This is a genomic window from Pseudomonas sp. efr-133-TYG-103a (genome assembly GCF_030209235.1).
Lineage (GTDB): Bacteria > Pseudomonadota > Gammaproteobacteria > Pseudomonadales > Pseudomonadaceae > Aquipseudomonas.
In genome coordinates, this window is sequence record NZ_JARVSK010000043.1 from 38,174 (window position 1) to 61,281 (window position 23,108).

The 23,108-nt window shown below is 61.2% G+C and carries 20 protein-coding genes; 10 read left to right on the plus strand and 10 right to left on the minus strand.

Features of this window, described 5'->3' with window-relative positions; genetic code table 11:
- Positions 1–132: 132 nt before the first annotated feature.
- The 4 genes from QRN36_RS26265 to QRN36_RS26280 all read left to right on the plus strand — a co-directional run bounded on the left by QRN36_RS26265 (position 133) and on the right by QRN36_RS26280 (position 4,022).
- On the plus strand, positions 133–1,080 hold the full coding sequence (locus tag QRN36_RS26265; RefSeq protein ID WP_285426694.1) for a LysR family transcriptional regulator: 948 nt from the start codon (positions 133–135) through the stop codon (positions 1,078–1,080).
- A gap of 165 nt (positions 1,081–1,245) precedes the next feature.
- Positions 1,246–1,953 carry an HAD-IA family hydrolase gene (locus QRN36_RS26270; protein ID WP_285426695.1) on the plus strand — a complete coding sequence of 236 codons (708 nt, stop codon included), beginning with the start codon at positions 1,246–1,248 and terminating at the stop codon, positions 1,951–1,953.
- 59 nt (positions 1,954–2,012) lie between these two features.
- Entirely contained in the window at positions 2,013–3,296 is a 1,284-nt protein-coding gene (locus tag QRN36_RS26275; protein WP_285426696.1) for an FAD-binding oxidoreductase, read from the plus strand.
- 15 nt (positions 3,297–3,311) lie between these two features.
- Complete coding sequence (locus QRN36_RS26280) at positions 3,312–4,022, plus strand: cupin domain-containing protein (protein ID WP_285426697.1); 711 nt, start codon at positions 3,312–3,314, stop codon at positions 4,020–4,022.
- A 198-nt stretch (positions 4,023–4,220) separates the two neighbouring features.
- Here QRN36_RS26280 and QRN36_RS26285 read toward each other — a convergent pair whose 3' ends face one another.
- The 8 genes from QRN36_RS26285 to QRN36_RS26320 all read right to left on the minus strand — a co-directional run bounded on the left by QRN36_RS26285 (position 4,221) and on the right by QRN36_RS26320 (position 13,081).
- Positions 4,221–4,712 (minus strand): Lrp/AsnC family transcriptional regulator, encoded by a 492-nt coding sequence (locus QRN36_RS26285; RefSeq protein ID WP_093463694.1) that lies wholly within the window; start codon positions 4,710–4,712, stop codon positions 4,221–4,223.
- A 38-nt stretch (positions 4,713–4,750) separates the two neighbouring features.
- Complete coding sequence (locus QRN36_RS26290; protein ID WP_285426698.1) at positions 4,751–5,437, minus strand: hypothetical protein; 687 nt, start codon at positions 5,435–5,437, stop codon at positions 4,751–4,753.
- Positions 5,438–5,529: 92 nt separating this feature from the next.
- Positions 5,530–6,819, minus strand: a complete 1,290-nt coding sequence (gabT, locus tag QRN36_RS26295) for a 4-aminobutyrate--2-oxoglutarate transaminase (protein WP_285426699.1) — start codon at positions 6,817–6,819, stop codon at positions 5,530–5,532.
- A gap of 516 nt (positions 6,820–7,335) precedes the next feature.
- Entirely contained in the window at positions 7,336–8,424 is a 1,089-nt protein-coding gene (locus tag QRN36_RS26300; protein ID WP_285426700.1) for an ABC transporter ATP-binding protein, read from the minus strand.
- A gap of 149 nt (positions 8,425–8,573) precedes the next feature.
- Positions 8,574–10,034: an NAD-dependent succinate-semialdehyde dehydrogenase gene (locus QRN36_RS26305; RefSeq protein ID WP_093463706.1), complete on the minus strand. Its 1,461-nt coding sequence runs from the start codon at positions 10,032–10,034 to the stop codon at positions 8,574–8,576.
- A 261-nt stretch (positions 10,035–10,295) separates the two neighbouring features.
- Entirely contained in the window at positions 10,296–11,093 is a 798-nt protein-coding gene (locus tag QRN36_RS26310; protein WP_285426701.1) for an ABC transporter permease, read from the minus strand.
- Complete coding sequence (locus tag QRN36_RS26315; protein ID WP_285426702.1) at positions 11,093–12,019, minus strand: ABC transporter permease; 927 nt, start codon at positions 12,017–12,019, stop codon at positions 11,093–11,095. Before QRN36_RS26315 ends, QRN36_RS26310 begins: the two co-directional genes overlap by 1 nt.
- Before the next feature lie 12 nt (positions 12,020–12,031).
- Positions 12,032–13,081, minus strand: a complete 1,050-nt coding sequence (locus tag QRN36_RS26320) for an ABC transporter substrate-binding protein (RefSeq protein ID WP_285426703.1) — start codon at positions 13,079–13,081, stop codon at positions 12,032–12,034.
- 393 nt (positions 13,082–13,474) lie between these two features.
- On the opposite strand from QRN36_RS26320, the gene QRN36_RS26325 reads away from it, so the two are divergent.
- The 4 genes from QRN36_RS26325 to QRN36_RS26340 all read left to right on the plus strand — a co-directional run bounded on the left by QRN36_RS26325 (position 13,475) and on the right by QRN36_RS26340 (position 16,065).
- Complete coding sequence (locus QRN36_RS26325) at positions 13,475–14,260, plus strand: FKBP-type peptidyl-prolyl cis-trans isomerase (protein WP_285426704.1); 786 nt, start codon at positions 13,475–13,477, stop codon at positions 14,258–14,260.
- Between the two features lie 413 nt (positions 14,261–14,673).
- Entirely contained in the window at positions 14,674–15,123 is a 450-nt protein-coding gene (locus QRN36_RS26330) for a YkvA family protein (protein ID WP_285426705.1), read from the plus strand.
- Between the two features lie 223 nt (positions 15,124–15,346).
- The gene (locus QRN36_RS26335) at positions 15,347–15,691 is read left to right on the plus strand and encodes a helix-turn-helix transcriptional regulator (protein WP_285426706.1); all 345 of its coding nucleotides are present in this window, start codon (positions 15,347–15,349) and stop codon (positions 15,689–15,691) included.
- Positions 15,688–16,065 carry a hypothetical protein gene (locus QRN36_RS26340; protein WP_285426707.1) on the plus strand — a complete coding sequence of 126 codons (378 nt, stop codon included), beginning with the start codon at positions 15,688–15,690 and terminating at the stop codon, positions 16,063–16,065. The genes QRN36_RS26335 and QRN36_RS26340 overlap by 4 nt, the downstream gene beginning before the upstream one ends.
- A 240-nt stretch (positions 16,066–16,305) precedes the next feature.
- Here QRN36_RS26340 and QRN36_RS26345 read toward each other — a convergent pair whose 3' ends face one another.
- Positions 16,306–18,099 carry a bifunctional diguanylate cyclase/phosphodiesterase gene (locus QRN36_RS26345; protein WP_285426708.1) on the minus strand — a complete coding sequence of 598 codons (1,794 nt, stop codon included), beginning with the start codon at positions 18,097–18,099 and terminating at the stop codon, positions 16,306–16,308.
- A 247-nt stretch (positions 18,100–18,346) separates the two neighbouring features.
- Positions 18,347–20,428 carry a carboxy terminal-processing peptidase gene (locus tag QRN36_RS26350; RefSeq protein ID WP_177182131.1) on the minus strand — a complete coding sequence of 694 codons (2,082 nt, stop codon included), beginning with the start codon at positions 20,426–20,428 and terminating at the stop codon, positions 18,347–18,349.
- A 156-nt stretch (positions 20,429–20,584) separates the two neighbouring features.
- On the opposite strand from QRN36_RS26350, the gene QRN36_RS26355 reads away from it, so the two are divergent.
- Complete coding sequence (locus QRN36_RS26355; RefSeq protein ID WP_285426709.1) at positions 20,585–21,547, plus strand: zinc-binding dehydrogenase; 963 nt, start codon at positions 20,585–20,587, stop codon at positions 21,545–21,547.
- Positions 21,548–21,728: 181 nt separating this feature from the next.
- A complete protein-coding gene (locus QRN36_RS26360; protein ID WP_285426710.1) occupies positions 21,729–23,054 on the plus strand; it encodes a hypothetical protein in 1,326 nt (441 codons plus the stop codon).
- Positions 23,055–23,108: the final 54 nt, after the last annotated feature.

Genomic DNA, 23,108 nt, shown 5'->3' on the forward strand with positions numbered 1-23,108 from the left:
CGAAGAGGGGAAACGAGGGTGTGTGGCAGGGCAAACGAGGGTCGCGAGCCGGACACATTGGCTGGCAAGAGTAGGCTCGGTTTTTTTTCACCGACAATTTACTAATAGTTGGATTAAGCATAATCTCAGGTCATGTCTAATTTACGTCGCAAGCTCCCCAGCTCCAGTTCCCTGTTCGTCTTCGAAGCGGCCGCGCGATGTGGCAGTTTCACGCGGGCGGCCGATGAACTGTGTGTCAGTCAACCGGCCGTCAGCCGCATGTTGTCGCGCCTGGAAGAGCACCTGGGCGTGCAGCTGTTCGAACGCGTCCGGGGCGGCGCCCGACTGACCGACAGCGGCAGCATTTTGTATCGTCGGGTGCAGGAAGGCTTCAGCACCATCGAGTCGGCGATCAGTGAAATCGAAGCGCGCGCCACAGGCATCGAGACCGTGACGCTGTCGGTGTCCACTGCGTTCACCACGCATTGGCTGATGCCACGCATGCGCCGCTTCAATGAACGGTTTCCCACGGTCGACATGCGCTATCAGCTGATGTCGGGAAGGATCGGCGGGCCGTTGGTGGATGTCGATCTGGGGATGCGCTATCTGGAGTCCGGCAGCCTGAAACCCGCGGATTCACTGGTGATGCCGGAGATTGTCCTGCCGGTGTGCAACCCTCAATACCTGGCCGACGTGGTACAGGGCAAGGGTCGCAAGCGGGTACCGGCACTCATCAGCATGGACAATCAGGATCGCAGCTGGGCAGCCGCTTTCGAGACCGCGGGCCGGCCGGACAACACCCTGGTGTTCTCGGATTACGCGGTCGTCGTGCAGGCCGCGTTACTGGGGCAGGGCATTGCGCTGGGCTGGTTGAACGTCGTGTCCAACTCGCTCTGCAAAGGCGAGCTGGTCCCTGCCACGGATGCTGTCCGGGTCACGTCCCGACGCTGTTGTCTGGTGGTGCCGGGCAGTCGTCCAGTGCGTCCGGTGGTCGAACAGGTGCGCGACTGGATCATCGAAGAGATGCACGCCGATCTGCTCGCCATCGACGCGCTTTACCCGCATCTGGGTCTTGCCGCCGTCCTCAAGAACACCCCTTGAAACGCTGCTGAAAACCCGCTTGAGCACAGGTGCGGCACGTCGAGTAGAAAAACAGTAGGTTATGCCTTACGGGCAGGGCAAAACAGAATATTGCGCGAGAAGCGGGGCAGATAATGGGCCTGTCCAGCCCGTTTCACTCTCACGACTTTTCTTGCGGAGCGCCCTATGTCTTTCAAGCAGTTCAAAGCCCTGACGTTCGACGTCGTCGGTACCCTGATCGATTTCGAAGCCGGGATCCTCGCCCATGTGCGCGAAGTGTCCGGCGAAGCCGGTAAAGCCTGCAGCGACGATGACATCCTCAAGGCCTATCGCGAAGCGCGCGCCTCCACGGATTCGGGCTGGTGGCCGGACGATCTGGAGCGCTGCTACCACGTCATCGCCGCCAAGCTGGGGCTGCCGGACAACGATGACTACGCCAAAGGCCTGGCTCAGTCGGTGAAAAATTTCCCGGCCTTCCCGGACTCGGTCGAAGCCCTCAAGCGCCTGCGTAAACACTTCAAGCTGGTCGCCACCACCAACTCGCAGATCTGGGCACTCAACCACATGGCCGAGACGCTCGGCCAGCCGTTCGACGTGCGCGTCACTGTCGACGATGTCCGTTTCGAAAAGCCCGATCCGCAGTTCTTCGCCTACACACGAGGCGTGCTGGCCTCGACGCAGGGCATTGTCTTCGAAGAAATCCTCCACGTTGCGCAAAGCCAGTATCACGACATCGGCGTGGCCATGCGCCTGGGTTACCAGACCTGCTGGATCGAGCGGCGCTTCGCCCAGAAAGGCACCGGCGGCACGCTGGAATCCGAGCGTACCGAGCCGCACTACCATTTCACCTCGCTGGCGCAACTGGCCGACGCCGTGGAAAAAGAACTGGGTTGAACCCTGTCGGCGCTCGCGCCCGATCGCGAGCGCCATTCTTCCTGAGCCCAGAGGCTGGCATGACTGTTCAGAGCTTATGGGCGGCCACCGCCCAACCCGCACCGGCATTGCAATCGCTCGAAGGTGAGCGGCAGTGTGACGTGGTGATCATCGGCGCCGGTTACACCGGTCTCTCGGCAGCCCGCCACATCGCCGACAGTGGCCGCGAGCCGCTGATCGTCGACGCCAACACGCTCGCCTGGGGCGCCAGCGGGCGTAACGGCGGGGTGGTTTCGCCAAAATTCCGCGTAGGCTTTTCGGCCCTGATGGCGCGTTACAATCGCGACACCGCCTTGCACATGTACCGCACCGGTTACGCCGCCGTGGACAGCCTGGTGGAAACCGTTGAAACCCTGGGGCTGACCGATGCCAGCCTGCACATGGGCGGGCACATCGCCGCTGCGCACAACGTGCATGCACTGGCGGGCCTTGAAAGTACCGCCAACTGGATCAAGCGGGAAACCGGCGGCGCTTCATCGGTGATGATCCCGGCCGATCAGGTACGGGAAATGACCGGCTCGACGATTTTTGCCGGCGGCCTGCTGACCCCCAAGGCCGGCGGTATCCATCCTCTGAATTACGCCCGTGGCATCGCCCGGCACCTGACGGACCGCGGGGTGAAGATTTTCATCAACAGCGCGGCTCAGCGGGTGACTCGTGAAGGCGATCGGGTGATCGTGCAGACGCCGCAAGGCCGCGTCAGCGCGCGTCAGGTGATCTATGCCACCAACGGTTATTCGGATCAGACCCGCGTCACCGACAGCCTGCATCGTCGGCTGATTCCGTTTCGCAGCGCGATCATCGCCACCGAGCCGCTGCCTGCCCACGTGCTTGCGACGCTGATGCCCGGCGGGCAGGTCTGTGGCGACACCAAACGCATGCTGCGCTGGTTCCGCGTGGTAGGTGACCGGCTGATCTTCGGCGGGCGCGGCGCGTTCGGTAAAAACGATTCAAGCAGCGCCTTCGACGACCTGCAGCGCAGCATGGCGGTGGTGTTCCCGATTTTGCGCGATTACAAGGTCGCCTATCGCTGGTCGGGTCTGGTGGCGATGACCCTGGACTACCTTCCGCATGCCGGAAAACTCGACGAGCGCAGCTACTACGCCATCGGCTACAACGGCGGCGGGGTGGCGATGTCCACGTGGATGGGCAAGCAACTGTCGGCGATGACCGCCGGCGAAAACGTCGAGCTCGGCCTGCTGGCGGGCGACACGTTCAAACCCATTCCGCTGCATGCCTTCCGGGCCCCGGGCGTTCGCCTGGCGGCAGGCTGGCAGCAGTTTCTTGATGTCATCGGACGATGAGCGAGCACTCAGCACATGCCCCCGATTCTGCACTATTCACAGCCCCACACCGACCGCGACCTGCCTTGCGCCGCGTTCGCCCTGCAAGACGATCCGCTGGCGGCAGGGCGGGTGATCCATTTCCATGAGGCGCAGCAGGGATTCGTCACCGGCAGCAGCGTCAGTGTCGGTGCCAACCTGCTGATCGAGGATTTTCCCTGGGTTGAACTGGGGATCGTCGAGGCGGGCGAACTGAGCTTGCAAGGTGATGGATTCGACCTGCAACTGAGCGCCGGTGACTGCTTCGTCGTGCCTCGCGGCGTGCGGGTGCGCTGGCATCATCGCGGGCAGTTGCGGCGTCTGTTCATGGCCTTTCCGGGACTGCAGGCGTGTTCCGACATGCCCGCCATGCCGATCAAAATCGATCTGGGGCGAACGCTTGCACCGAGCACTCCGCCCGCGGCCAGCGTGCTGTTGACGCCGGCCCCCAGGGCCTGGAGTGAGACGTTGTTCAGCGTGGCCAATCTGCGCATTGGTCTGTGGCAGTGCGAGGGCTATGCCCGCAAGCAGGTTGAGCCGAGCTACAGCGAGCTGATGTTTATTCTCGACGGGGCGGTGACGCTGACCGCGCAAGGCGGTGACCGTCATTGCGTGCGTGCCGGGGAAACCGTTGTGGTCCCTAAAGGTGCGACCAATGCGTGGGTCAGCGAGGAGACCGTGCGCAAGGTGTTTTGCATTCTGGCGTGAAGGGCGGCCGATCAGGCATGGACCTCCGTCACCCATGGGGCTTACGGCGGGAGCGATTCGTTTCGCGTCGGGTGGGTACAACCGTAGAGGGTCAAGGCCTTGATCATGCTTCGCGAATGAATGTGCTCCCGCTACAGCGTCAGGCACAACCCAAAGAAAAAGGGCCAATCCAGGCCCTTTTCTGATAAATCCAAAACCTCAAACCGCCCGCACAAGGCTCCTCAACGGCACCGTGCTCTTGACCACTGGTGACTTGATCACGATGTAGCTGAAGTACTTCTCGATGCCGATATTCTTGTCCAGGATCGACTCCATCAATTCCTGATAATGCGCGATGCTGCTGCACAGGAAGCGCACCAGATAGTCATAGCCGCCGCTGATCAGATGGCATTCGAGCACTTCGTCGATGTTGCGGATGCTCGATTCGAATTTCACGAAGTCGGCGCGTTTGTGGTCCGACAATGTCACTTCGGTGAAGACCGTTACGGAGTTGGCGAACTTGGCCAGGTTCACGTGTGCCTCGTACCCGCTGATATAGCCCGCAGCTTCAAGTCGCTTGACCCGCTGCAGGCAAGGGCTGGGTGACAGACCCACGGCTTCGGCGAGGCTGACGTTGGTCATGCGCCCGTCTTTCTGCAGTTGAACCAGGATGTTGATGTCGATACGGTCCAGCTTCGTTGCAGCGTCCATTGATCAGTCCTCGCAATGTCATATCCGGGCTGTCGGTCTCAGGCGTGCAATGCCTTTTGATGGGCATGGGCCAGGTCGGCAAGACTGGCGTATTCACAGCGCTTGCCGTCCATTGCCTGAGGCGAATGGTTCCACGGCCGGTCATGGCCGCGGCGGAGTGTGCAGACCGGAAAGTCCACCCGGTCGGTCCACGGGTCGTCACTCTCGGTACTGCGCACCGGTAACAGCTCTGATCGTTCCAGACCCAGACGATGCAAGGCGTTGGCGAGGCTGGCATGCCAATCGTCTGCGCCCGGCTCGATGATCGCGTCGAACTCGATGGGCAGACGCCTGCTCAGCGCCGTCGCATCGATCCCCTGGGGTGGGGCGATCAGTATCAGTCGGTAAAACTTGCTCAGGTACTGAAGCGCACCCGGAGCGTCTTCGAAAATCGGCCACTGCGCCGAAGAGCTACTAAACGCAACACTTTCGTCCCAGCCGGGAATGATTTGCAATTGTTGCGCCACACGTTGGTAAAGCTGGCCATGGAATGCCGTGGCACTGACCTGAACCGGCGCTGCAGCCAGCTCCTGCGCCACATGTCGGTAAGCGCTGAGCAATTGCGCGTCACTGGTGAGCGCCTCGCTTTGCACTGCCAGCGGTCGCAGCCCTTCAAGGATGCCCCGTTCGCGGTCAACCACAGTGGCGATGGACAGCCCGAGCGCTTTGTACTGGGTGACTCTCATGTTTTGCTCCTGAACAGCGCTGACGGTTCCCTGTGATGCAGCCTGAGCCCGAGCCTGCCAATGCAGGTCGGGCCGTGGGTGTTGCCGTGTATTCAGCAGGCCGCAGCCAATGCCTTGTCGAGCATCTGCAAGGCCTCTGCCACTTGCGCCGGCGTGGCCACCAGCGGTGCCAGGAAGCGCACCACGTTGCGATGCACGCCGCACTTGATCACCAGCAGACCGGCATTGCGCGCCTCATCGATGACCTTCTGCGCAAGGGCTGCATCCGGGCTCTGGCGAGCGTCGTCGGCCACCATTTCGATCGCCAGCATGAAGCCCAGACCGCGCACGTCGCCGATGCGTGGATAGCGCTTTTGCAGCGCCTGCAAGCCTTCGCGCAACTGCGTGGCAAGTGTTTCACCCTGGCTCAGCAGATCCTGCTTTTCGAACAGATCGAGGACCGCCAGCGCCGCAGCACAAGCGACTGCATTGCCGCCGTATGTGCCGCCGAGGCCGCCCGGTGTCGGCGCGTCCATGATGTCGGCACGACCGACCACGCCTGACAGCGGCATCCCGCCGGCGAGGCTCTTGGCCACGGTCACCAGGTCCGGCTGAATGTCGGCGTGCTGGAAGCCGAACATTTTGCCGGTGCGACCGAAGCCTGCCTGTATCTCATCCAGAATCAGCACGATGCCGTGCTGGGTGCAGCGTTCACGCAGGGCCTGCAGGAAGGCTTTGGGTGCTGCAAGGAAGCCGCCGTCGCCCTGCACCGGTTCGATGATGATTGCAGCCACGCGATCGGGCGCGACGTCGGTGGCGAACAGCTCATCGAGTTCGGCCAGCGCATCGTCACTGCTCACCCCACGATAGGCGTTGGGGTAAGTGGCGTGGTAGATCTCGGCGGGGAAGGGGCCGAAGTTCTGTTTGTAGGGCTGGCTCATGCCGGTCAGCGTCACGCCCAGCAGGGTGCGACCGTGGAAGCCGCCGCGAAAGGAGATGACGGCGGTGCGGTTGGTGTAACCGCGGGCAATCTTGATGGCGTTCTCGACCGCTTCCGCGCCGGAGGTGAACAGCACGCTTTTGTAATGCGCGTCACCGCCGATCATCGCGTTCAGCCGCGCCGCGACCTGAATATAGTTTTCGTACGCAACGACCTGAAAGCTGGCGTGGGATATTTCACCGACCTGGCGGCGCACCGCTTCGACCACGTCAGGATGGTTGTGGCCGACATTGAGCACGCCGATCCCGCCCACGAAATCCAGATAACGCTTGCCGTCGACATCCCACAGCTCGGCACCGTCGGCGCGCGCAGCGACCACCGGGTGAGCGGTGGCGATACCGCGCGGCACGTGTTGTTCGCGCAGGGCCAGCAAGCGCTGGTTTTCAGTCAGTGCAGAATTCATCTCGATCTCCGTGATTGCCAATAGGGCGGGTGATGCCATCAGCATAAGAACTGCCCGGAATCACAAGCGCTGAACTTGGGCTGGCCAGCGCTGTGATCGACTGTTTTGAGGGGGTGTTTCGGAATATTTCGCTGCGGGGTGTTTGTGGTAAGGCTCACACCCTTTGAGGCTGCCTGAAACTGCTGTAGGAGTGAGCGCGCTCGCGATGGGGTGTGTCAGATGAAAAGTGGACATCAGGCACACCCAATCGCGAGCAAGCTCACTCCTACAGGGATTGGCGGCGCTGCAATCACGGAATCTGTAGGAGCGCGCTTGCCCGCGAAGACCGGATTCCAGACGTTACATCTCTACGGCATGCACCGGCCTCTTCCCGGCTAAAGCCAGTCCTACAGACGTTGCGCAATTTCGTAGGACCGGCTTCAGCCGGGAAGGCGTAGGGTGTTACGCCGTGATCGAAGGGGCCTTGAAAGCAGCCGGCTCACGCCTACAGGTCTGGCGGCAGGTTCAACTCGTCGATCAAACCCCGGCGCGAGGTACGACGATGGTGTCTTCAGGATGCAGGCGCATCAGCATGGGCGAGCCGATGGGCGGCAGGCTCAGATTGCCTTCATGGTGGCTCGGCTGGCGCAGGCTGACGGTCGGGCCGCCTTCGAGGTCGACGAACACTTTCAGGCTCTCGCCCTGAAAGACGATGTCGGAAACCCGGCCTCTCAGACGGTTCCACTCAGGCCCGGAGCTTGCGTTGTCCAGCAGCAGTTTTTCCGATTGCAGAGCCAGGAACACATCACCCGAAGCAGGCACCGGCCGCGTGGTGCGCAGCCTGGTCGCGCCCAGGGTCAGGCCATTGTCCGCGCCACGTTGCAGCGGCACCAGCGTGCTTTCGCCAATGAAGCTTGCGACGAAATCGTTGGCCGGATGATCGTGCAGGCGACGGGGCGTATCGACCTGCACCAGCTGACCGCCGCGCATGATCGCAATCCGGTCGCTCATGGTCAGGGCTTCGCGCTGATCGTGAGTGACGTAAATCATCGTCGCCCCCAACCGCTTGTGCAGCGCGCGCAATTCGATCTGCATGATCTCGCGCAGCTGTTTGTCCAGCGCCGAGAGCGGCTCGTCCATCAGGATCAGCTTGGGCTCGAACACGATTGCCCGCGCCAGTGCGACCCGTTGCCGTTGCCCGCCCGACAGCGCCGCGATGTTGCGATCCTCATACCCCGACAGCTCGACCGTCGCCAGTGCGCTTTTTACCCGGTCGCGACTCTTGGCCGCACTTTCCCCGCGTGCGCGCAGCGGAAAGGCAACGTTTTCACCCACCGTCATGTGTGGAAACAGCGCGTAGTTCTGAAACACCACACCGATTTCGCGCTTGTGCGGCGGCATCAGCGTGACGTCCCGCTCGCCGAAGAAAATGCTGCCGGAGCTGACCCGGATGAAGCCGCCGAGGATGCTCAGCAAGGTGGTCTTGCCTGACCCCGAAGGGCCGAGCAAGGACATGAACTCCCCAGCCTCGACCTTGAGGTCGACGTTGTTCAGCGCTTTGAGGCTGCCGTAGTGCTTGCACACCTTGTTGACGCTGACCGATTCAAAACCTTCAGTGAAATTCATGGAGCGTCCTCTTTGCAGAAGGGGTTGGCCCGAAAGATCTGCATGTCATCTGAACACAGGCACAGGCCCGGTTCGTGCCGTTTTGGGCCGCCGGAAAAACACGATCTGCTGTCCGGCGGCGGGGGCGAAGCAGTAAACGCAGGGTGGGCTCAGTTGAGCCCGCCGATGTGCCAGGCCTTCACTTCCAGAAATTCATCGAGCCCGTATTTGGAGCCTTCGCGCCCCGTGCCCGATTGCTTCATGCCCCCGAACGGCGCGACTTCCATGGAAATGATTCCGGTGTTCAGGCCCACCATGCCGAACTCCAGGCGCTCGCCCACGCGCCAGGCGCGCCGCATGTCCTGCGTGAAGTAATAAGCACCCAGCCCGTAAGGCGTGGCGTTGGCCAGCGCCAGCGCCTGGGCTTCATCCTTGAAGCGGAAGAGCGGGGCGACCGGGCCGAAGGTTTCCTCGCTGGCCAGCAGCATGTCCGCGCTGGCATCGCGCAGCACGGTCGGCTGGACGTACAGGCCGTCGCCTTGCGGCGCGCCGCCGACGACGATACTCGCGCCTTTCTCCAGCGCGTCGTCGATGTGGCGGGCGACTTTATCCACTGCCGCGGCGTTGATCAGCGGGCCGATGGTGACGCCGTTCTGCAGACCGTCACCGACTTTCAGCTCGGCCACCGCAGCGCTGAGGCGCTCGGCGAAACGGTCATAGATGCCATCCTGCACCAGGATGCGGTTGGCACAGACGCAGGTCTGTCCGGCGTTGCGGAATTTGCTCTGCATGACGCCTGCAATGGCCAGGTCCAGATCGGCATCGTCGAACACAATGAAGGGCGCGTTGCCGCCCAGCTCAAGGCTCAGGCGCTTGATGGTTGCGGCACACTGGCTCATCAGCAGTTGACCCACGCGAGTCGATCCGGTGAATGACAACTTGCGCACCGCAGGGTTGGCGGTCATCTCGCCGCCCACGCCGGCCGGCAGACCGGTCAGCACGTTGAAGACACCGGCCGGAATGCCTGCGCGCTCGGCCAGGACGGCAAGGGCGAGCGCGGACAGCGGCGTCATTTCCGACGGCTTGACCAGCACCGGGCAACCCGCCGCCAATGCCGGGGCGCATTTGCGGGTGATCATGGCGTTCGGGAAATTCCAGGGCGTGATGGCGGCCACGACACCGATGGGCTGTTTGAGCACCAGAATGCGCCGATCGGCAGTGGGCGCTGGAATCGTGTCGCCGTAGATACGCCGCGCTTCTTCGGCAAACCATTTGACGAAGCTGGCGCCATAGGCAATCTCGCCACGGGATTCGGCCAGCGGCTTGCCCTGTTCGGCGGTCATGATCAGGGCCAGGTCTTCCTGGTTGTCCATGATCAGCTTGAACCACACCTCAAGGTAACGCGCACGCTCTGCGGCGGGCACCTCGCGCCAACTGGCGAAGCGAGCCTCGGCGGCCTCGATGGCGCGGCGAGTCTCCTGTGCCTGCAAGGCGGGAACGCGTGCGATGACACTGCCGTCCGCCGGGTTGGTCACATCGAGGGTCGCGCCGTCATCGGCCTCGATCCACGCGCCATTGACGTAGGCACGTTCGACGAGAAGGGAAGGGTCACGCAGCTGGTTTTTCAACATGATCAGGGCCTTGAGGGTACGAAGGATGGACTCATTGTAAAAACCCGCGCCCAGCGGCCGATGCCGAGATCAAGGGTTGGGCGGGTGATTGATGCTGAATTGCGAGGATTGACGGCAGGCTGTGCTGGGGTGTTTTTGATCGGCCCCACGCTCTGCGTGAGGACGCTTCCCCGGACGCTCCGCGTCCCCGGCGTGACGCGGAGCGTCACAGGCGGCATTCCCACGCGGAGCGTGGGAACGATCAGAGGTAAAGCCAGCCAATCAACCCTGCTTGTTGCGCCCCGCAATCACCACCAGGATCAGCGATGCCAGAATCAGGATGGAGCTGATGGCAGCGATCGTCGGGTCGATTTCGTCGCGCAGGGCAGTGAACATGCGCTTGGTCAGGGTCTGGTTATCGCCACCGGAAATGAACAGCGCGACCACCGTCTCATCCAGCGACGTGATGAACGCGAACAGGGTGGCCGACACCACACTGGGCTTGATCTGCGGGAGCGTCACGGCCATGAACGCGCGAAAGCGGTTCATCCCGAGACTGCGCGCGACCATCTCCTGAGACATGTCGAAATTACGCAGCCCGGCCAGTAACGCGATGATCACGTACGGCAGCGCCAGCATGATGTGCGCCAGCACCAGACCGGTCATCGTGCTGATCAGACCGACCCGTGCATAGACGAAAAACACCCCGGCGGCGATCAGGATGATCGGCACCATCATCGGCAACAGCAGAACGATCTGCAGCGTGCGCACCACCTTCAGGCTCGAATTATTGATCGCGTAGGCGGCCGCCATGCCGATCGGCAGGCTGATCACCATGGTGAAGAACGCAGTGATCAGGCTGACCTTGGCCGCCGACATCCACTCCACGCTGTTGAAGAACGCCTCGTACCAGTGAAACGACCACTGCTTGGGCGGGAACTGCAGAAAGCGCGCTTCGGAGAACGACATCGGCACCACGATCAGCACCGGGATGATCAGGTACAGCAGAATCGCCGCCACCAGCAGCGTGAACAGCACGCGGGACAGACGCAGGTGGCGCAGGTTGGCAAGCAGGTTCATCAGCGTGCTCCCAGAATGCGTTCGATGGGGATAAAGCGATTGATGCCCCAGAAAATCAGGAACACCACGAACAACAGCACCAGACCGACCGCACTGGCCGCGCCCCAGGCGTGATAGAGCTCGACGTTGCGTTGCACCAGCATCGATACCAGGATCGTGCGCCCGCCACCCAGCAATTCAGGGGTGATGAAAAAGCCCAGGCAGATCACGAACACCAGAATGGAACCGGCCATGATGCCCGGCGCAGCCATCGGCAGGAACACGCGGCGGAAGGTATAAAACGGCTTGGCGCCCAGGCTTTCCGAGGCCTGCATCAGATCCTGCGGGATCTTTTTCATCACCGAATACAGCGGCAGCACCATGAACGGCAGCATCACGTGCAACGTGCCGATCACGGTGCCGGTGGTGTTGTGCATAAGGTTCAGCGGCTGGTCGATGATGCCCAGGTCCATCAGCGTCTGATTGACCAGACCACGGCGTTGCAGCAGCACCAGCCAGGCGTAGGAACGCACCAGCACGCTGGTCCAGAACGGCAGGATCACGCAGATCAGTACCAGATTGGCCCAGAACCCGTGCAGCCGCGACGCCGCGTAAGCGATGGGAAAGCCCATGACGATCGACAGAATCGTCACCAGAAAACTGATCTTGAACGTCAGGGCGAAGGTGTCCCAATAAATGGACTCCTGAAAGATGCGCAGGTAGTTGGCCAATGAAAAGCCGTCTTCGGTCTGCACGGACTGAAACGCCAGCCAGCACAGCGGCATGATCAGCAGCACCACCACCATCACCAGCGCCGGGGCGAGCAGCAACAGCATCGAGGCATGCTCCTTGCGCTCCTCGCGCACCAATGCCTGTTCATTGGTCATCGGTGGCGGATACTGATCGCTGGAGTCGGGCAGGGATTTGGCGAGATAAGCGTTGGACATTGGAGCCTCCCATTACTTTTTCTGAACGAAGGACAGCCAGCGCTCTTCGGCTTTGACGCCCGCATCCGAGGCCCACCATTGCGCGGACAACAGGGCCTGACGCGAAATATTCTGCGGCGAAGACGGCAGACGGGCTTCACGTTCGGCAGGAATCACGCCGGTCTTGAACGCCTCTGGATTGAGCGGGCCGTAATCGATGATCATCGGCAGCGCGGCCTGCAACTTCGCATCGATGGCTTCGTTGACGAACTTCATGGCGGCGGCCTTGTGCGGGGTGCCCTTGAGCACGCACAGCGAATTGGTTTCCAGCACGCCCTGGTTGTAATCGAAAGCGACCGGCGCGCCTGCCGCCTGCACCGCGCTGATGCGGCCGTTCCAGGCCTGAATCATGTCGACTTCACCGTCGCTGATCAGCTGCGCCGACTGACCGCCCGAGGTCCACCAGGTGGCGATGTCCGGTTTGATCTGCTCAAGCTTCTTAAAGGCGCGGTCGACGTCCAGCGGGTACAGCTTGTCTGCCGGCACACCGTCGGCGAGCAGCGCGATTTCCAGCGTTGGGCGCGGCAGGTTACGCAGCGAGCGCTGGCCGGGGTACTTTTTGGTGTCCCAGAAATCCGCCCAGGTTTTCGGCACGTGGTCGCCTTTGAACGCGTCGGTGCGGTAAGCCAGCACCGTGGAGTAACTGATGTAGCCGACGCTGTAGTCATCTTTCAATTCGGCGGGCAATTGCGCGGCATTGGGCACCAGCGCCGGGTCGAGCTTCTCGAACAGGCCTTCCTGCTGACCACGCACGCAGTCGCCGGTGGGCAGGTCCACCACATCCCAGGTGACCTTGCCGCTTTCCACCTGGGTCTTGATGATCGGGTAAGCCTTGGGCGAGCTGTCCTGTTTGAGCGTCAGCCCCAGTTTTTTCGCCGCCGGTTCCAGGATCGCCTTGCTCTGCGCTTCCTGATAAGCCCCTCCCTGAGACACGAACGTGATGTCCTCGGCGAAGGCCTGTTGGGTGCCACCGATCAAAAGCGCCAGACTCGCCAGCTTCAAAGCGTTGCAGGGTTTGCTCATGAAAAGACTCCGGATGGTGGGCAGATTTATCAAGCGAGCTGGAGGTTTTGTTGTCGGTCGCTCTGCGGGACCATGCAGCCCTAATGTACTGTCTTGTCCATGAATGAAGCGGGCATAAATGCCCCGTCGAAAAGTGCTTTATTGCGAATTAGTGAACGCCAACGGCATCTCCTGCGTTTCGCTCGCCCGCCGATTCGTCACCCGCCCAATCGGCTTTCGCGCGCGGCGCCTGAACCAAAACTGAACAGCTTTCTCGATGGGACAAGAAAACCTTTGGTTACCTGAACTTATCTGCCTTTTCCCCCTCTCATGCCGGTAGCCATTGATCGCGGCGGCCTGATAAGCTCGCGGCTTTACTCGTTTGCCCTATTGGCGCATGAACAAGGAAACAGGATGAAACAGCATCGGTTGGCAGCGGCGATTGCCCTGGTCGGTCTGGTACTCGCGGGCTGCGACAAACAAGCCAGCACCGTTGAGCTGAAAACCCCGGCACAAAAAGCCTCTTATGGCATCGGCCTGAACATGGGCAAAAGCCTGGCTCAGGAAGGTATGGACGATCTGGATTCCAAAGCCGTAGCGCTGGGTATCGAAGACGCCGTCGGCAAGAAAGAGCAGAAACTCAAAGACGAAGAGCTGGTAGCGGCCTTCGGCGAACTGCAGAAGCGCGCTGAAGAACGCATGGCCAAGATGAGCGAAGAGTCGGCCGCGGCCGGCAAGAAGTTCCTCGAAGAAAACGGCAAGCGCAAGGAAGTCACCACCACCGCTTCCGGCCTGCAGTACGAAATCATCAAGAAAGCCGACGGCCCTGTGCCCAAGCCGACTGATGTCGTGACCGTTCACTACGAAGGCAAGCTGACTGACGGCAAGGTCTTCGACAGTTCGGTCGAGCGCGGCAGCCCGATCGATCTGCCGGTCAGCGGCGTGATTCCAGGTTGGGTTGAAGGTCTGCAGCTGATGCACGTCGGCGAGAAGATCAAGCTCTACATCCCGAGCGAACTGGCTTACGGCGCGCAGAGCCCAAGCCCGATGATTCCAGCCAACTCGGTGCTGGTATTCGACCTCGAACTGCTGGGCATCAAGGACCCTGCTGCTGCAGGCGCCAATGACCCTGCCGCAGGCGCGGACGAAGAAGAGACTGCACCGGCAGACGAACCTGCCAAGCCTGCAGCCAAGAAGTAATCGACACCTCGATTGCCGCTTGAAAAAATGCCCCGTCCAGACGGGGCATTTTTGTTTTTGCCGAAAAAGATCGAACCTGACCGGGTGAGGGCAGTCCCAATACCGTCAGCGAACAGGCGAAAGCGGGGATTTGTCGGGGCTTCGAACACGCCTGACCATGCCTGCGGCTAGCCCCCTGAAGCGACTGAGTCAACGATTATTTGCGTTTAGGTGTGTGAGTAAAAAACGCGCGATTTAAGCCAGAGCCCTATAAAACGGGCGTTTCAGCGCCGAAACCGGGCTCTGTTCACAAGGTTATCCACAATTTGTGTGGATAACCTTGTGTGCCTGTCAGCGAGTGCCCGACAAGCAGGGCGTTTCATCAGAAGCGGTTGACCGATTGGTCGATTTTTATCGATATCGCTGGAGTGAACATGAAAGCACCCTGGAATCTGATTCGTTACCTGCCAATGGCCAAAAGGCTTATGGCGGCAGGCCGGTTGCCGGCATTGCTGTTCGCGGTCGCCGGCAAGGCGGCCAGCGAAGGGAATCGGTTAGGCAAGCTCAAGGAGGATCTGAAGCTGCTCCAGGCACTGTGTCTGGCGTACTGGCGCGGGGAATACCGGGCGATCAGCGGCAAGGCGATTCTGTCGGTGGTCGCCGGGCTCATGTATTTCCTCAGCCCGCTGGATGCCATTCCGGACTGGATACCGGGACTTGGCATGCTTGACGACATCGCCGTGCTCGCCTGGGTGATGAAAAACCTAGAAGCCGAGCTCAGCGCGTTTCGTGCCTGGCGCGACCGGCAGACCCCGGAAAAACTGGCGGTGGTGGAGCGCTTGCCTGCCACGCCAAAGATGCTTGAGCAGGAAAAGAAGGACTGAACCTGTTCTGAGTCGCGAGAAGAGGGCGATGCCATCGGTGTCGCCGCCCTCGCTGGAAATCCCGCCTGATTGCGGCAGCTGGCCGTCATTCCCCTGAAAAACGTCGCTCCTGAGAAAACTGTGTCGACTGAGCGTACGCAAGCGGGGGCTTTGCGCTGTTAAGATGCCCCTCATACGAAGAAAAAGACTACGCGAAGCATCTTTTTGTCCTACAGGGGGTGGTATGGATCTTCAGGTTATTTCTCGCGAGGGAGAGCCAGAGTACGCGGTGTTGCCGTGGGCGCAGTATCAGGCGCTGTTGAAGGCCGCCGGGATATCCGACGCACCGCAGGCGCCGTCGGCTGCTCAGCCTGGCGGTCCGGCCGCTTCCGATGACCTTCCTTCGTTCGATCAGGTGGGTGTGCTGCGCCAGGCCAAAGGTCTGGAACTGGCTCGGCTGGCCCGGGCAGTGGGCATCAGCCCGTCCTATCTGGAGTTGATTGAAAACGGCAGCCGCGAACCTGACGCCGCGATCCGACGAAGCCTGGCGTGGGAGCTGGGGGTGTCGGGTTGGCGGGGTGAATCATGAGCGTGCGCATCAGCCGTCAGCACTGGGAGGGGCTGATCGCCGAGCTCGACCTGGCGCGTCGGCAACGGCATCTGGTGACCTACCGGGCACTGTTGGAGCGGCTGCAGTTGCCTAGCCCGGCGATGCAGACGCTGACGGCCGCGCTCGAACATCTGGCGGCGCTGGACGCCCGCGCCGAACAACCGCTGCGCAGCTCGCTGGTGATCAGCCAGGGCGCCAGCCGCCTGCCACGCACCGGCTTCTTCGAATGCGCCGAACGCCTGGGCCGCTTTTCAGGCCCCTCCGACGGCGTCGCAGCCGCCTCCTGGCACGCTGCCGAGGTCGTGCGCGTTTTCGAATTCGGCTATCCGGAGCCGGCAAAACCCGAGCCGTAAAAAGCGCGCCAAACGTAATTCGGGTGGAAAGTGAGCTGGGCTCACGCACGCTGATTTCCAGACGCTGCATCTGCGCAGCATTAACCAGCCTCTTCCCGGCTAAAGCCGGTCCTACAAACGCCGCGAGTTTTTCGTAGGACCGGCTTCAGCCGGGAAGGCGTCGGGTGTTGCGGGTTCTCCCATACTGTCGGCGCGTATTTCGCCTTTATCGTGACCAGGCGCTCATTCGGGCGGTTGCGATCAGCTTGCGGAAATCGCCTGGTTCAACGCTGCCATGACGTCGGCCTCAAGGGTGTCGATGACGTGGATGCTGGCGCCGATGACGTCCTTGGCGTGGTGTTTGGCCTGTGAAGCCAGTTCCGCCAGTTGGCTGGCGTCGAGGGTGCTGCAGACCTGCGCGTGCAGGTGCACGACCCCGATCGACAGCGACAGCAGCGCAAATTCCTGGCGCTGGCCCTGACGGTTGAGGGCGATGAAACAGCCCGCTTCCAGATGCTCGGCGCGATAGAAGCGCCGACACTGATTCTGGAAATCCTCGAGCAACAGGTTCAGCCGTTTGCGCCAGTCTTCCGAGCTCAGCACCATCAGGAAATCATCGCCACCAATGTGCCCGACGAAGTCCCGGCTCGGGTCGATACGGTCGTTCAGGCACTGCGCCAGGCACAGCAGAACTTCGTCCCCGCGCCCGTAACCGTAGAGGTCATTGAAGGGCTTGAAGCTGTCGATGTCCACGTAGCAGATCATCGACTCGCGGCCTTGTTGCAGCAGACGGGTCAGGCACTGCTGGATCGGGACGTTGCCGGGCAGCAGGGTCAGCGGATTGGCGTAGCGCGCCTGCTGAATCTTGAGTTCGGTGATCAGCTTGAGCACATCGATCACCCGACCCAATCCCAGATAGACGCCGTTGTGCATGATGATGAAGTCTTCTTCGATCCGCTGTCGGGCGCGGCTGGTGATCAGCCGACTGACCTGCTGCAGCGACTGACTCAGCTCCACGGCGAGGAAGTCATCGCTCATCAGCCGGCTGATGGGTTTGCGCGCATACAGCTCGGTGGCGAATGGCTGCAACAGCACGTCCGATAGCGAATGACGATGCACGATGCCGATCGGCTGTTGCTGTTCGTCCAGCACGGCCAGCGAGTTCAGATTGGCCTGTTTGCGGAACGCTTCCAGCACCGTGGCGGTCGGGGTGGTCTGGATCACTGCGGGCAGTTCGTTGAGCAGCGCAGTGAGGTCGCTGCCTTCTTCCGTGAGCGTCGCCGCCGCGGGATCGATCTTTGGCAGCAGGGCGCGCGCGTCGCGGGGTGGCGTCTCCTGCGGGCGACACAACAGATACCCCTGAACCAGCTCGACGCCCATGTCGATCAACACCGACAGCTCCTCCTGCAGCTCGATGCCTTCGGCGATCACCAGCGCCCTTGAGGCCTTCGCGATCTGGAGCATGGAGCCGACGAACTCACGCTTGACCGCGTCCTGATGAATGCCATCGATGAAGTGCCGGTCGATCTTCACGTAATCCGGTCGCAGCTCCGACCACAGACGAAGGCTGGAATAGCCGGCGCCCAGATCGTCCAGCGCGATGGAAAAGCCCATGTCGCGATAGTGATGAAGCGCGTTGTACAGCAGGCCGAAATCATCCGTGGGCGTCTGTTCGGTGAGTTCGATCACCACCTGATTCGGCGGAATGCCGTAGCGCTGCAGCAACTGCAGCGTCCGGCCGGGCGGGTGCGAGGCTTCAAGCAGCGACTCGGGCGAGATGTTCAGGAACAGCTTTCCCTCGAGTTTCTGCTGGCTGAAGCGCCGACATGCCGATTCACGACAGGCCAGTTCCAGTTCGCTCAGGCGGCCGGCCTGTCGCGCCACGGCGAACAGGCTGACAGGGGAGTGCAGCGCGCTGTTGGATGGGCCGCGGGTCAGGGCTTCGTAGCCCAGGATACGGCGATCCGATAGCGACACAATCGGTTGGAACAGGCTGTGCAAGTCGCTGTGAGTCAGAATTGAACTCAGTGCGCTCAGCTGTTCAGTCACGGTCATGGCAATCTCGGGGCAAGAAAAAGGGGCTTGGCACTGTGGCGCCAAGCCCCGCTATTTCACGACAGATTCATGACCATTTGATGACGATTTGCCATCATCTATCGTCTTTCATGTCCAGTCAGCGCTGCGCAAACCTGTAGGAGTGAGCTTGCTCGCGATCGCTGTCTGCCTGGCACACGTGCATCGGCTGACACGCTGCCATCGCGGGCAAGCGCGCTCCCGCGAAGAGCGCGTCAGCCCTGACGATTCACTTCTTTGCCACGGAACCGCTCAAGCCCAGGTAGTCGATGAGGATCCGTCCGGTTTCGGAGAGGTACGCGTCGTCTTCCGGTTTGGTCTTGTCGTCGTCCACCGGCAGCGCGTCTTCGTCTTCCTTCTTCAATTCCTTGAGCGGCTCTTCGCCCTTGGCCTTGCGACGGGTGTTTTCCATCACCAGCTGCTTGTTCTCGACATCGGCGTGCTCACTGCGACGCTCGGCCTCGTTCAGGCTGACGGTCTTCTCGCTCATCAATTGCTTGGCCAGCGCCAGCTTCTGCTCGACGAACACGAATTCGGCGTCTTTGGCCGAACGCACGTCGTGGCGCGACTGCAGCTGTGCCAGGAACGGCTTGAACGGGTCCACTGCCGGCTTGATCGCAGGCTTGATGGTGTCATAGGTCATCGCCTCAGGCAGCGCGCTTTCGCCGATTTCCTTGGTGTCGATGATCGACGGGTAAGCGATGTCAGGCAGCACGCCCTGGTGCTGGGTGCTCTGACCCGAGACCCGGTAGAACTTGGCCAGCGTCAGTTTCAGCTCGCCGTGGTTCAGCGGCTGAATCGTCTGCACGGTGCCTTTGCCGAAGGTCTGGCCACCGATGATCAATGCGCGGTGATAGTCCTGCATGGCGCCGGCGAAAATCTCCGAAGCCGAGGCGGACAGGCGATTGACCAACAGCGCCATCGGCCCTTTGTAGAACGCGCCGCTGTTTTCGTCTTCCAGCACGTCGACCTTGCCGTCGGCGTTGCGTACCAGCACGGTCGGGCCTTTGTCGATGAACAGGCTGGTCAGTTCGGTCGCCTCCTGCAACGAGCCGCCACCGTTATTGCGCAGGTCGATGACCACGCCGTCGACTTTCTCGGACTGCAATTCAGTCAGCAGCTTCTTCACATCGCGCGTGGTGCTCTTGTACTCGGGATCGCCGGCACGATAGGCCTTGAAGTCGAGGTAGAACGCGGGGATCTCGATCACGCCCAGTTTGTAGTCCTTGCCGTCCTGATTCAGGTGCAGCACGGACTTCTTGGCGGCCTGTTCTTCAAGCTTCACCGCCTCGCGGGTGATCGACACGATCTTGGTGGTCTGATCGTTCGGCGCGTTGCTGGCCGGGATGATTTCCAGGCGCACCACCGAGCCCTTCGGACCACGGATCAGCTTGACCACTTCGTCCAGGCGCCAGCCGATCACGTCGACCATTTCTTTGTCGCCCTGGGCCACGCCGATGATCTTGTCGGCGGTCGCCACTTGCTTGGTCTTGGCGGCAGGGCCGGCCGGCACCAGGCGCACGATCTTGACGTTGTCGTTGTCGCTTTGCAGGACCGCGCCGATGCCTTCCAGCGACAGACTCATGTTGATGTCGAAGTTTTCCGCACTGTCAGGTGACAGGTAGTTGGTGTGCGGATCGTAGGACATCGCGAAGGTGTTGAGGTACGCCTGGAAGATGTCCTCGCTGCGTGTCTGACCCAGACGCGCGAGCTGGTTCTTGTAGCGCTTGGTCAGAGTTTCCTGAATCTTGGCCGGGTCTTTGCCGGCGATCTTCAGGCGCAACACCTCGTCCTTGACGCGCTTGCGCCACAGGTCATCGAGTTCGGCTTCGTTCTTGGGCCAAGGCGCGTCCTTGCGATCCACCAGCAAGGTTTCCTTGGTGTTCAGATCGATCTTGTCGACGCCTTTGTCCAGCTGGGCCAGCGCGAAGTCCAGACGCGATTTGATTCGGTCCAGGTAGCGCTTGTAGATAGTGAATCCCGGATTCAGATCGCCGCTCTTGAGAAAGTCGTCGAACTGGAAGCGCCATTTATCGAACTCGGCGATGTCGCTGGCCAGAAAGTAACTGCGCGCAGGATCGAGGAGTTTGAGATAGCTCTGATAGATGATTTCCGAACGCTTGTCGTCCAGCGGCGGCTTGCTGTAGTGGTGGCGCTTGAGCAGCTCCACGACATTCAGGCTGGCGATGACTTCATCGCGATCAGGTTGAAGATTATCCCAGCTGTTGGCTGCGAAAGTGCTGGCCGACATGGGCAGTGCGGTCAGACCGAGGAGTAATGCAAGGGTAGTGCTGGGCAAAAATTGCTTCATGCTGATTCGACGCGGGGACAATTGATAACGCATAGTAGGCCGTCTTTGAGGTCGCCGGTTCCGCCCCGGACAGAGGGGAACCCGGTCGCATAATGCAAGAAAGCCCGAGTGCCAGGAGGCACATCGGACTCAGTCCAGACTCACTATGGAGGCACCGTGAAAGCATTGCAAGGCGTTGAAGGTCATGTGGAATGGGTTGAACAGCCATCACCGACGCTCGATGTAGGGCAAGTTCGCATCAGGGTCGCGGCGGCGGGGCTCAACCGAGCCGATTTGTTGCAACGTGCGGGGCTGTATCCGCCACCGCCCGGCGTCACGGAAATCCTTGGCATGGAGTGCTCCGGCGTCATCGCCGAAGTGGGTTCCGGTACCTCCTGGTCGGTCGGAGACCGCGTCTGTGCGCTGGTTGCGGGCGGGGCGATGGCCGAAGAAGTGGTCGTCGACGCACGGCATGTTTTACCGGTACCAGAGGGCGTGTCGCTGCATGAAGCGGCGGGCATTCCGGAAGTCTATGCGACGGCCTGGCTGAACCTGTTCCAGCTGGCGGGTCTGAAGCCCGGCGAAAAAGTGTTGTTGCATGCCGGAGCAAGTGGAGTTGGTTCAGCTGCCATTCAGCTGTGCAAGGCGTTCGGCAACCCTTGCTGGGTGAGTGTCGGTTCGGCGGACCGTCTGAAATATTGCGAAGACCTCGGCGCGCAGGGGGGCGTGGTTCGTACCGAGAGCCTGGATGGCCTGAGCGACTTCGCGCCGTTCAACGTCGTCCTCGACCCGGTCGGCGCCAACTATGCCGCGCTGAATCTCAAGGTGCTGGGCACCGACGGGCGTCTGGTGCTGATCGGTCTGATGGGGGGCCGCAAGGCAGAGCTGGATTTCGCCCAAGTGCTGGGCAAACGCATCCAGATTCTCGGCTCGACCCTGCGCAGCCGCGACGATCAGTTCAAGGCCGACCTGCTCGCCGATCTGGGCCAGCACGTCTGGCCGCTGTTCACCGAGGGCCGCCTCAAGCCGCAACTGGCTCGCAGTTTCCCGATCAGCGAGGCCGAAGAAGCCTACGCCGAGCTGGCCACCAATCAGGTCTCGGGCAAGGTGGTGCTGGTGATCGACGAGGCGCTGGTGTGATCACCATCACGCACTGGACGCAGGTTTGATTGACACGCCGCCGGATCCGACCGGCGGTGACCGGAACTGTCATTTCTGACAGTAGCCAAGCCCGCTGTAATGGTTCTCAATGAAGACCTGTTGCGCTGTCAAAGCCGCTGTGCCGGCCGACAGCGTTTCCACGGACAGGGATGGGAACCACATGACCAAGGATCGGACAGCTACGTCCTCGTGGCGAAACGGTGACACCGCACATTTCAGTCTGATGGTGCCGCAGGTTCCGGCGATCATCGATCCCAATGATCCGCAGGGCCTGGTGCTCACTGGAACGCAACTCGATGACCTTGTTGTTCTGATCCCGCTTTGGCCCAGTTACGCGGGGCAGGATGAGTGGGACACCGTGACGCTGTTCTGGAGCGGTGCTGCCTCCGGCGATCCCGTGGCGACCCAGCGATTCGATGGGCCGGTGGATACGGCGCTGTTTCCATTCGCCATGGCGGTGGACAAGAATCTCCTGCAGCCTGACGGTGTGTATGAGGTCTGGTATGTGGTTACCGGTAGCAATAATACCAGCGTGTCTTCCGAGCGCCGCACCGTCACGATCGACACCCGTCCTCCCAGTTACGATCAGCAGTTGCTTGCGCTGTTGCTGCCTGCCGATCTGCCCGGTGGCGTCATCGATGAAGCGTACCTGGCCAATCACAACGATGAGATCGAACTGAGGCTGCCCAGTCCTGTGTACCGGGAGGCTAAAGCCGGTGACACCGTCGATCTCTACTGGTCGCAGAACAACCCGCCCACCTCTGATGTTGTGGCCAGCAAGACAGTGACGCAGGCTGAAATAGGTGCCGGCGACATTCGTATCGTGCTCCCTGGCAGCGTCATCCGTGCACCTGACCGGGACGGAAATTTCTACGCGACCTACAAGGTGCGCGACCGTGCCGGTAACGAAACCCAGACTTTTTCCCGCGAGACCGCCGCAACGGTAACGCTCAAGCCTTTGCCGGGGGGCGATCTGCCTGAGCCTCGGTTCCCGGATGCCACGCTCTACGGTTATATCCATTGTGCGCACGAGCCCTGGAACGGCATCCGGGTAAGGATCGAGTTCGTGCGTAATCTGTTTGAGTACCAGGACAAGATCACGCTGCACTGGCAGGGCTATCGCACGTTAAATGGCAATGACCCCATTGCCGGAACCGAGGGGACTTTTTCCCGCGAGATCAGTGCGCAGAACGTCATAGACGATTATCTGGACATCCTCGTGGAGCCTTTCATCCCGTACATCGAACCCATCATCGAGGGGTCAGCCGTGGCGAGTTATCGCCTGACGAAAGTGAGCGGCCAGTCGGGCGGTTCCTACGAGGGACTGGTGAAGATCAATCGGCAATTGCCGGGCGGTGAGATCTGCGGGCCCGTTGCGCTACTGCCACCACGCGTTACGTCTGCTGGGAGCGGATGCGAATTTTGTCGTAGGAGCTGTAGTTTTCTCGCGCGCCTGTTTCGAGCGTGGGGGCGTGGCAGTAGATAGATCCACAAGCAGGGAATCAGGACTCGCCGGGCTCGAGCGGCGAGCGTCAACTCA

Bases quoted from the DNA above. Each gene is read 5' to 3' on its own strand.
- QRN36_RS26310 (WP_285426701.1), bottom strand. From the start codon at position 11,093: ATGAACCTGCTTGCCAACCTGCGCCACCTGCGTCTGTCCCGCGTGCTG.
- QRN36_RS26270 (WP_285426695.1), top strand. From the start codon at position 1,246: ATGTCTTTCAAGCAGTTCAAAGCCCTGACGTTCGACGTCGTCGGTACC.
- QRN36_RS26345 (WP_285426708.1), bottom strand. From the start codon at position 18,099: ATGACCGTGACTGAACAGCTGAGCGCACTGAGTTCAATTCTGACTCAC.
- gabT (WP_285426699.1), bottom strand. From the start codon at position 6,819: ATGAATTCTGCACTGACTGAAAACCAGCGCTTGCTGGCCCTGCGCGAA.
- QRN36_RS26360 (WP_285426710.1), top strand. From the start codon at position 21,729: ATGACCAAGGATCGGACAGCTACGTCCTCGTGGCGAAACGGTGACACC.
- QRN36_RS26315 (WP_285426702.1), bottom strand. From the start codon at position 12,019: ATGTCCAACGCTTATCTCGCCAAATCCCTGCCCGACTCCAGCGATCAG.
- QRN36_RS26280 (WP_285426697.1), top strand. From the start codon at position 3,312: ATGCCCCCGATTCTGCACTATTCACAGCCCCACACCGACCGCGACCTG.
- QRN36_RS26305 (WP_093463706.1), bottom strand. From the start codon at position 10,034: ATGTTGAAAAACCAGCTGCGTGACCCTTCCCTTCTCGTCGAACGTGCC.
- QRN36_RS26265 (WP_285426694.1), top strand. From the start codon at position 133: ATGTCTAATTTACGTCGCAAGCTCCCCAGCTCCAGTTCCCTGTTCGTC.
- QRN36_RS26340 (WP_285426707.1), top strand. From the start codon at position 15,688: ATGAGCGTGCGCATCAGCCGTCAGCACTGGGAGGGGCTGATCGCCGAG.
- QRN36_RS26285 (WP_093463694.1), bottom strand. From the start codon at position 4,712: ATGGACGCTGCAACGAAGCTGGACCGTATCGACATCAACATCCTGGTT.
- QRN36_RS26275 (WP_285426696.1), top strand. From the start codon at position 2,013: ATGACTGTTCAGAGCTTATGGGCGGCCACCGCCCAACCCGCACCGGCA.
- QRN36_RS26325 (WP_285426704.1), top strand. From the start codon at position 13,475: ATGAAACAGCATCGGTTGGCAGCGGCGATTGCCCTGGTCGGTCTGGTA.
- QRN36_RS26330 (WP_285426705.1), top strand. From the start codon at position 14,674: ATGAAAGCACCCTGGAATCTGATTCGTTACCTGCCAATGGCCAAAAGG.
- QRN36_RS26335 (WP_285426706.1), top strand. From the start codon at position 15,347: ATGGATCTTCAGGTTATTTCTCGCGAGGGAGAGCCAGAGTACGCGGTG.
- QRN36_RS26320 (WP_285426703.1), bottom strand. From the start codon at position 13,081: ATGAGCAAACCCTGCAACGCTTTGAAGCTGGCGAGTCTGGCGCTTTTG.
- QRN36_RS26300 (WP_285426700.1), bottom strand. From the start codon at position 8,424: ATGAATTTCACTGAAGGTTTTGAATCGGTCAGCGTCAACAAGGTGTGC.
- QRN36_RS26350 (WP_177182131.1), bottom strand. From the start codon at position 20,428: ATGAAGCAATTTTTGCCCAGCACTACCCTTGCATTACTCCTCGGTCTG.
- QRN36_RS26290 (WP_285426698.1), bottom strand. From the start codon at position 5,437: ATGAGAGTCACCCAGTACAAAGCGCTCGGGCTGTCCATCGCCACTGTG.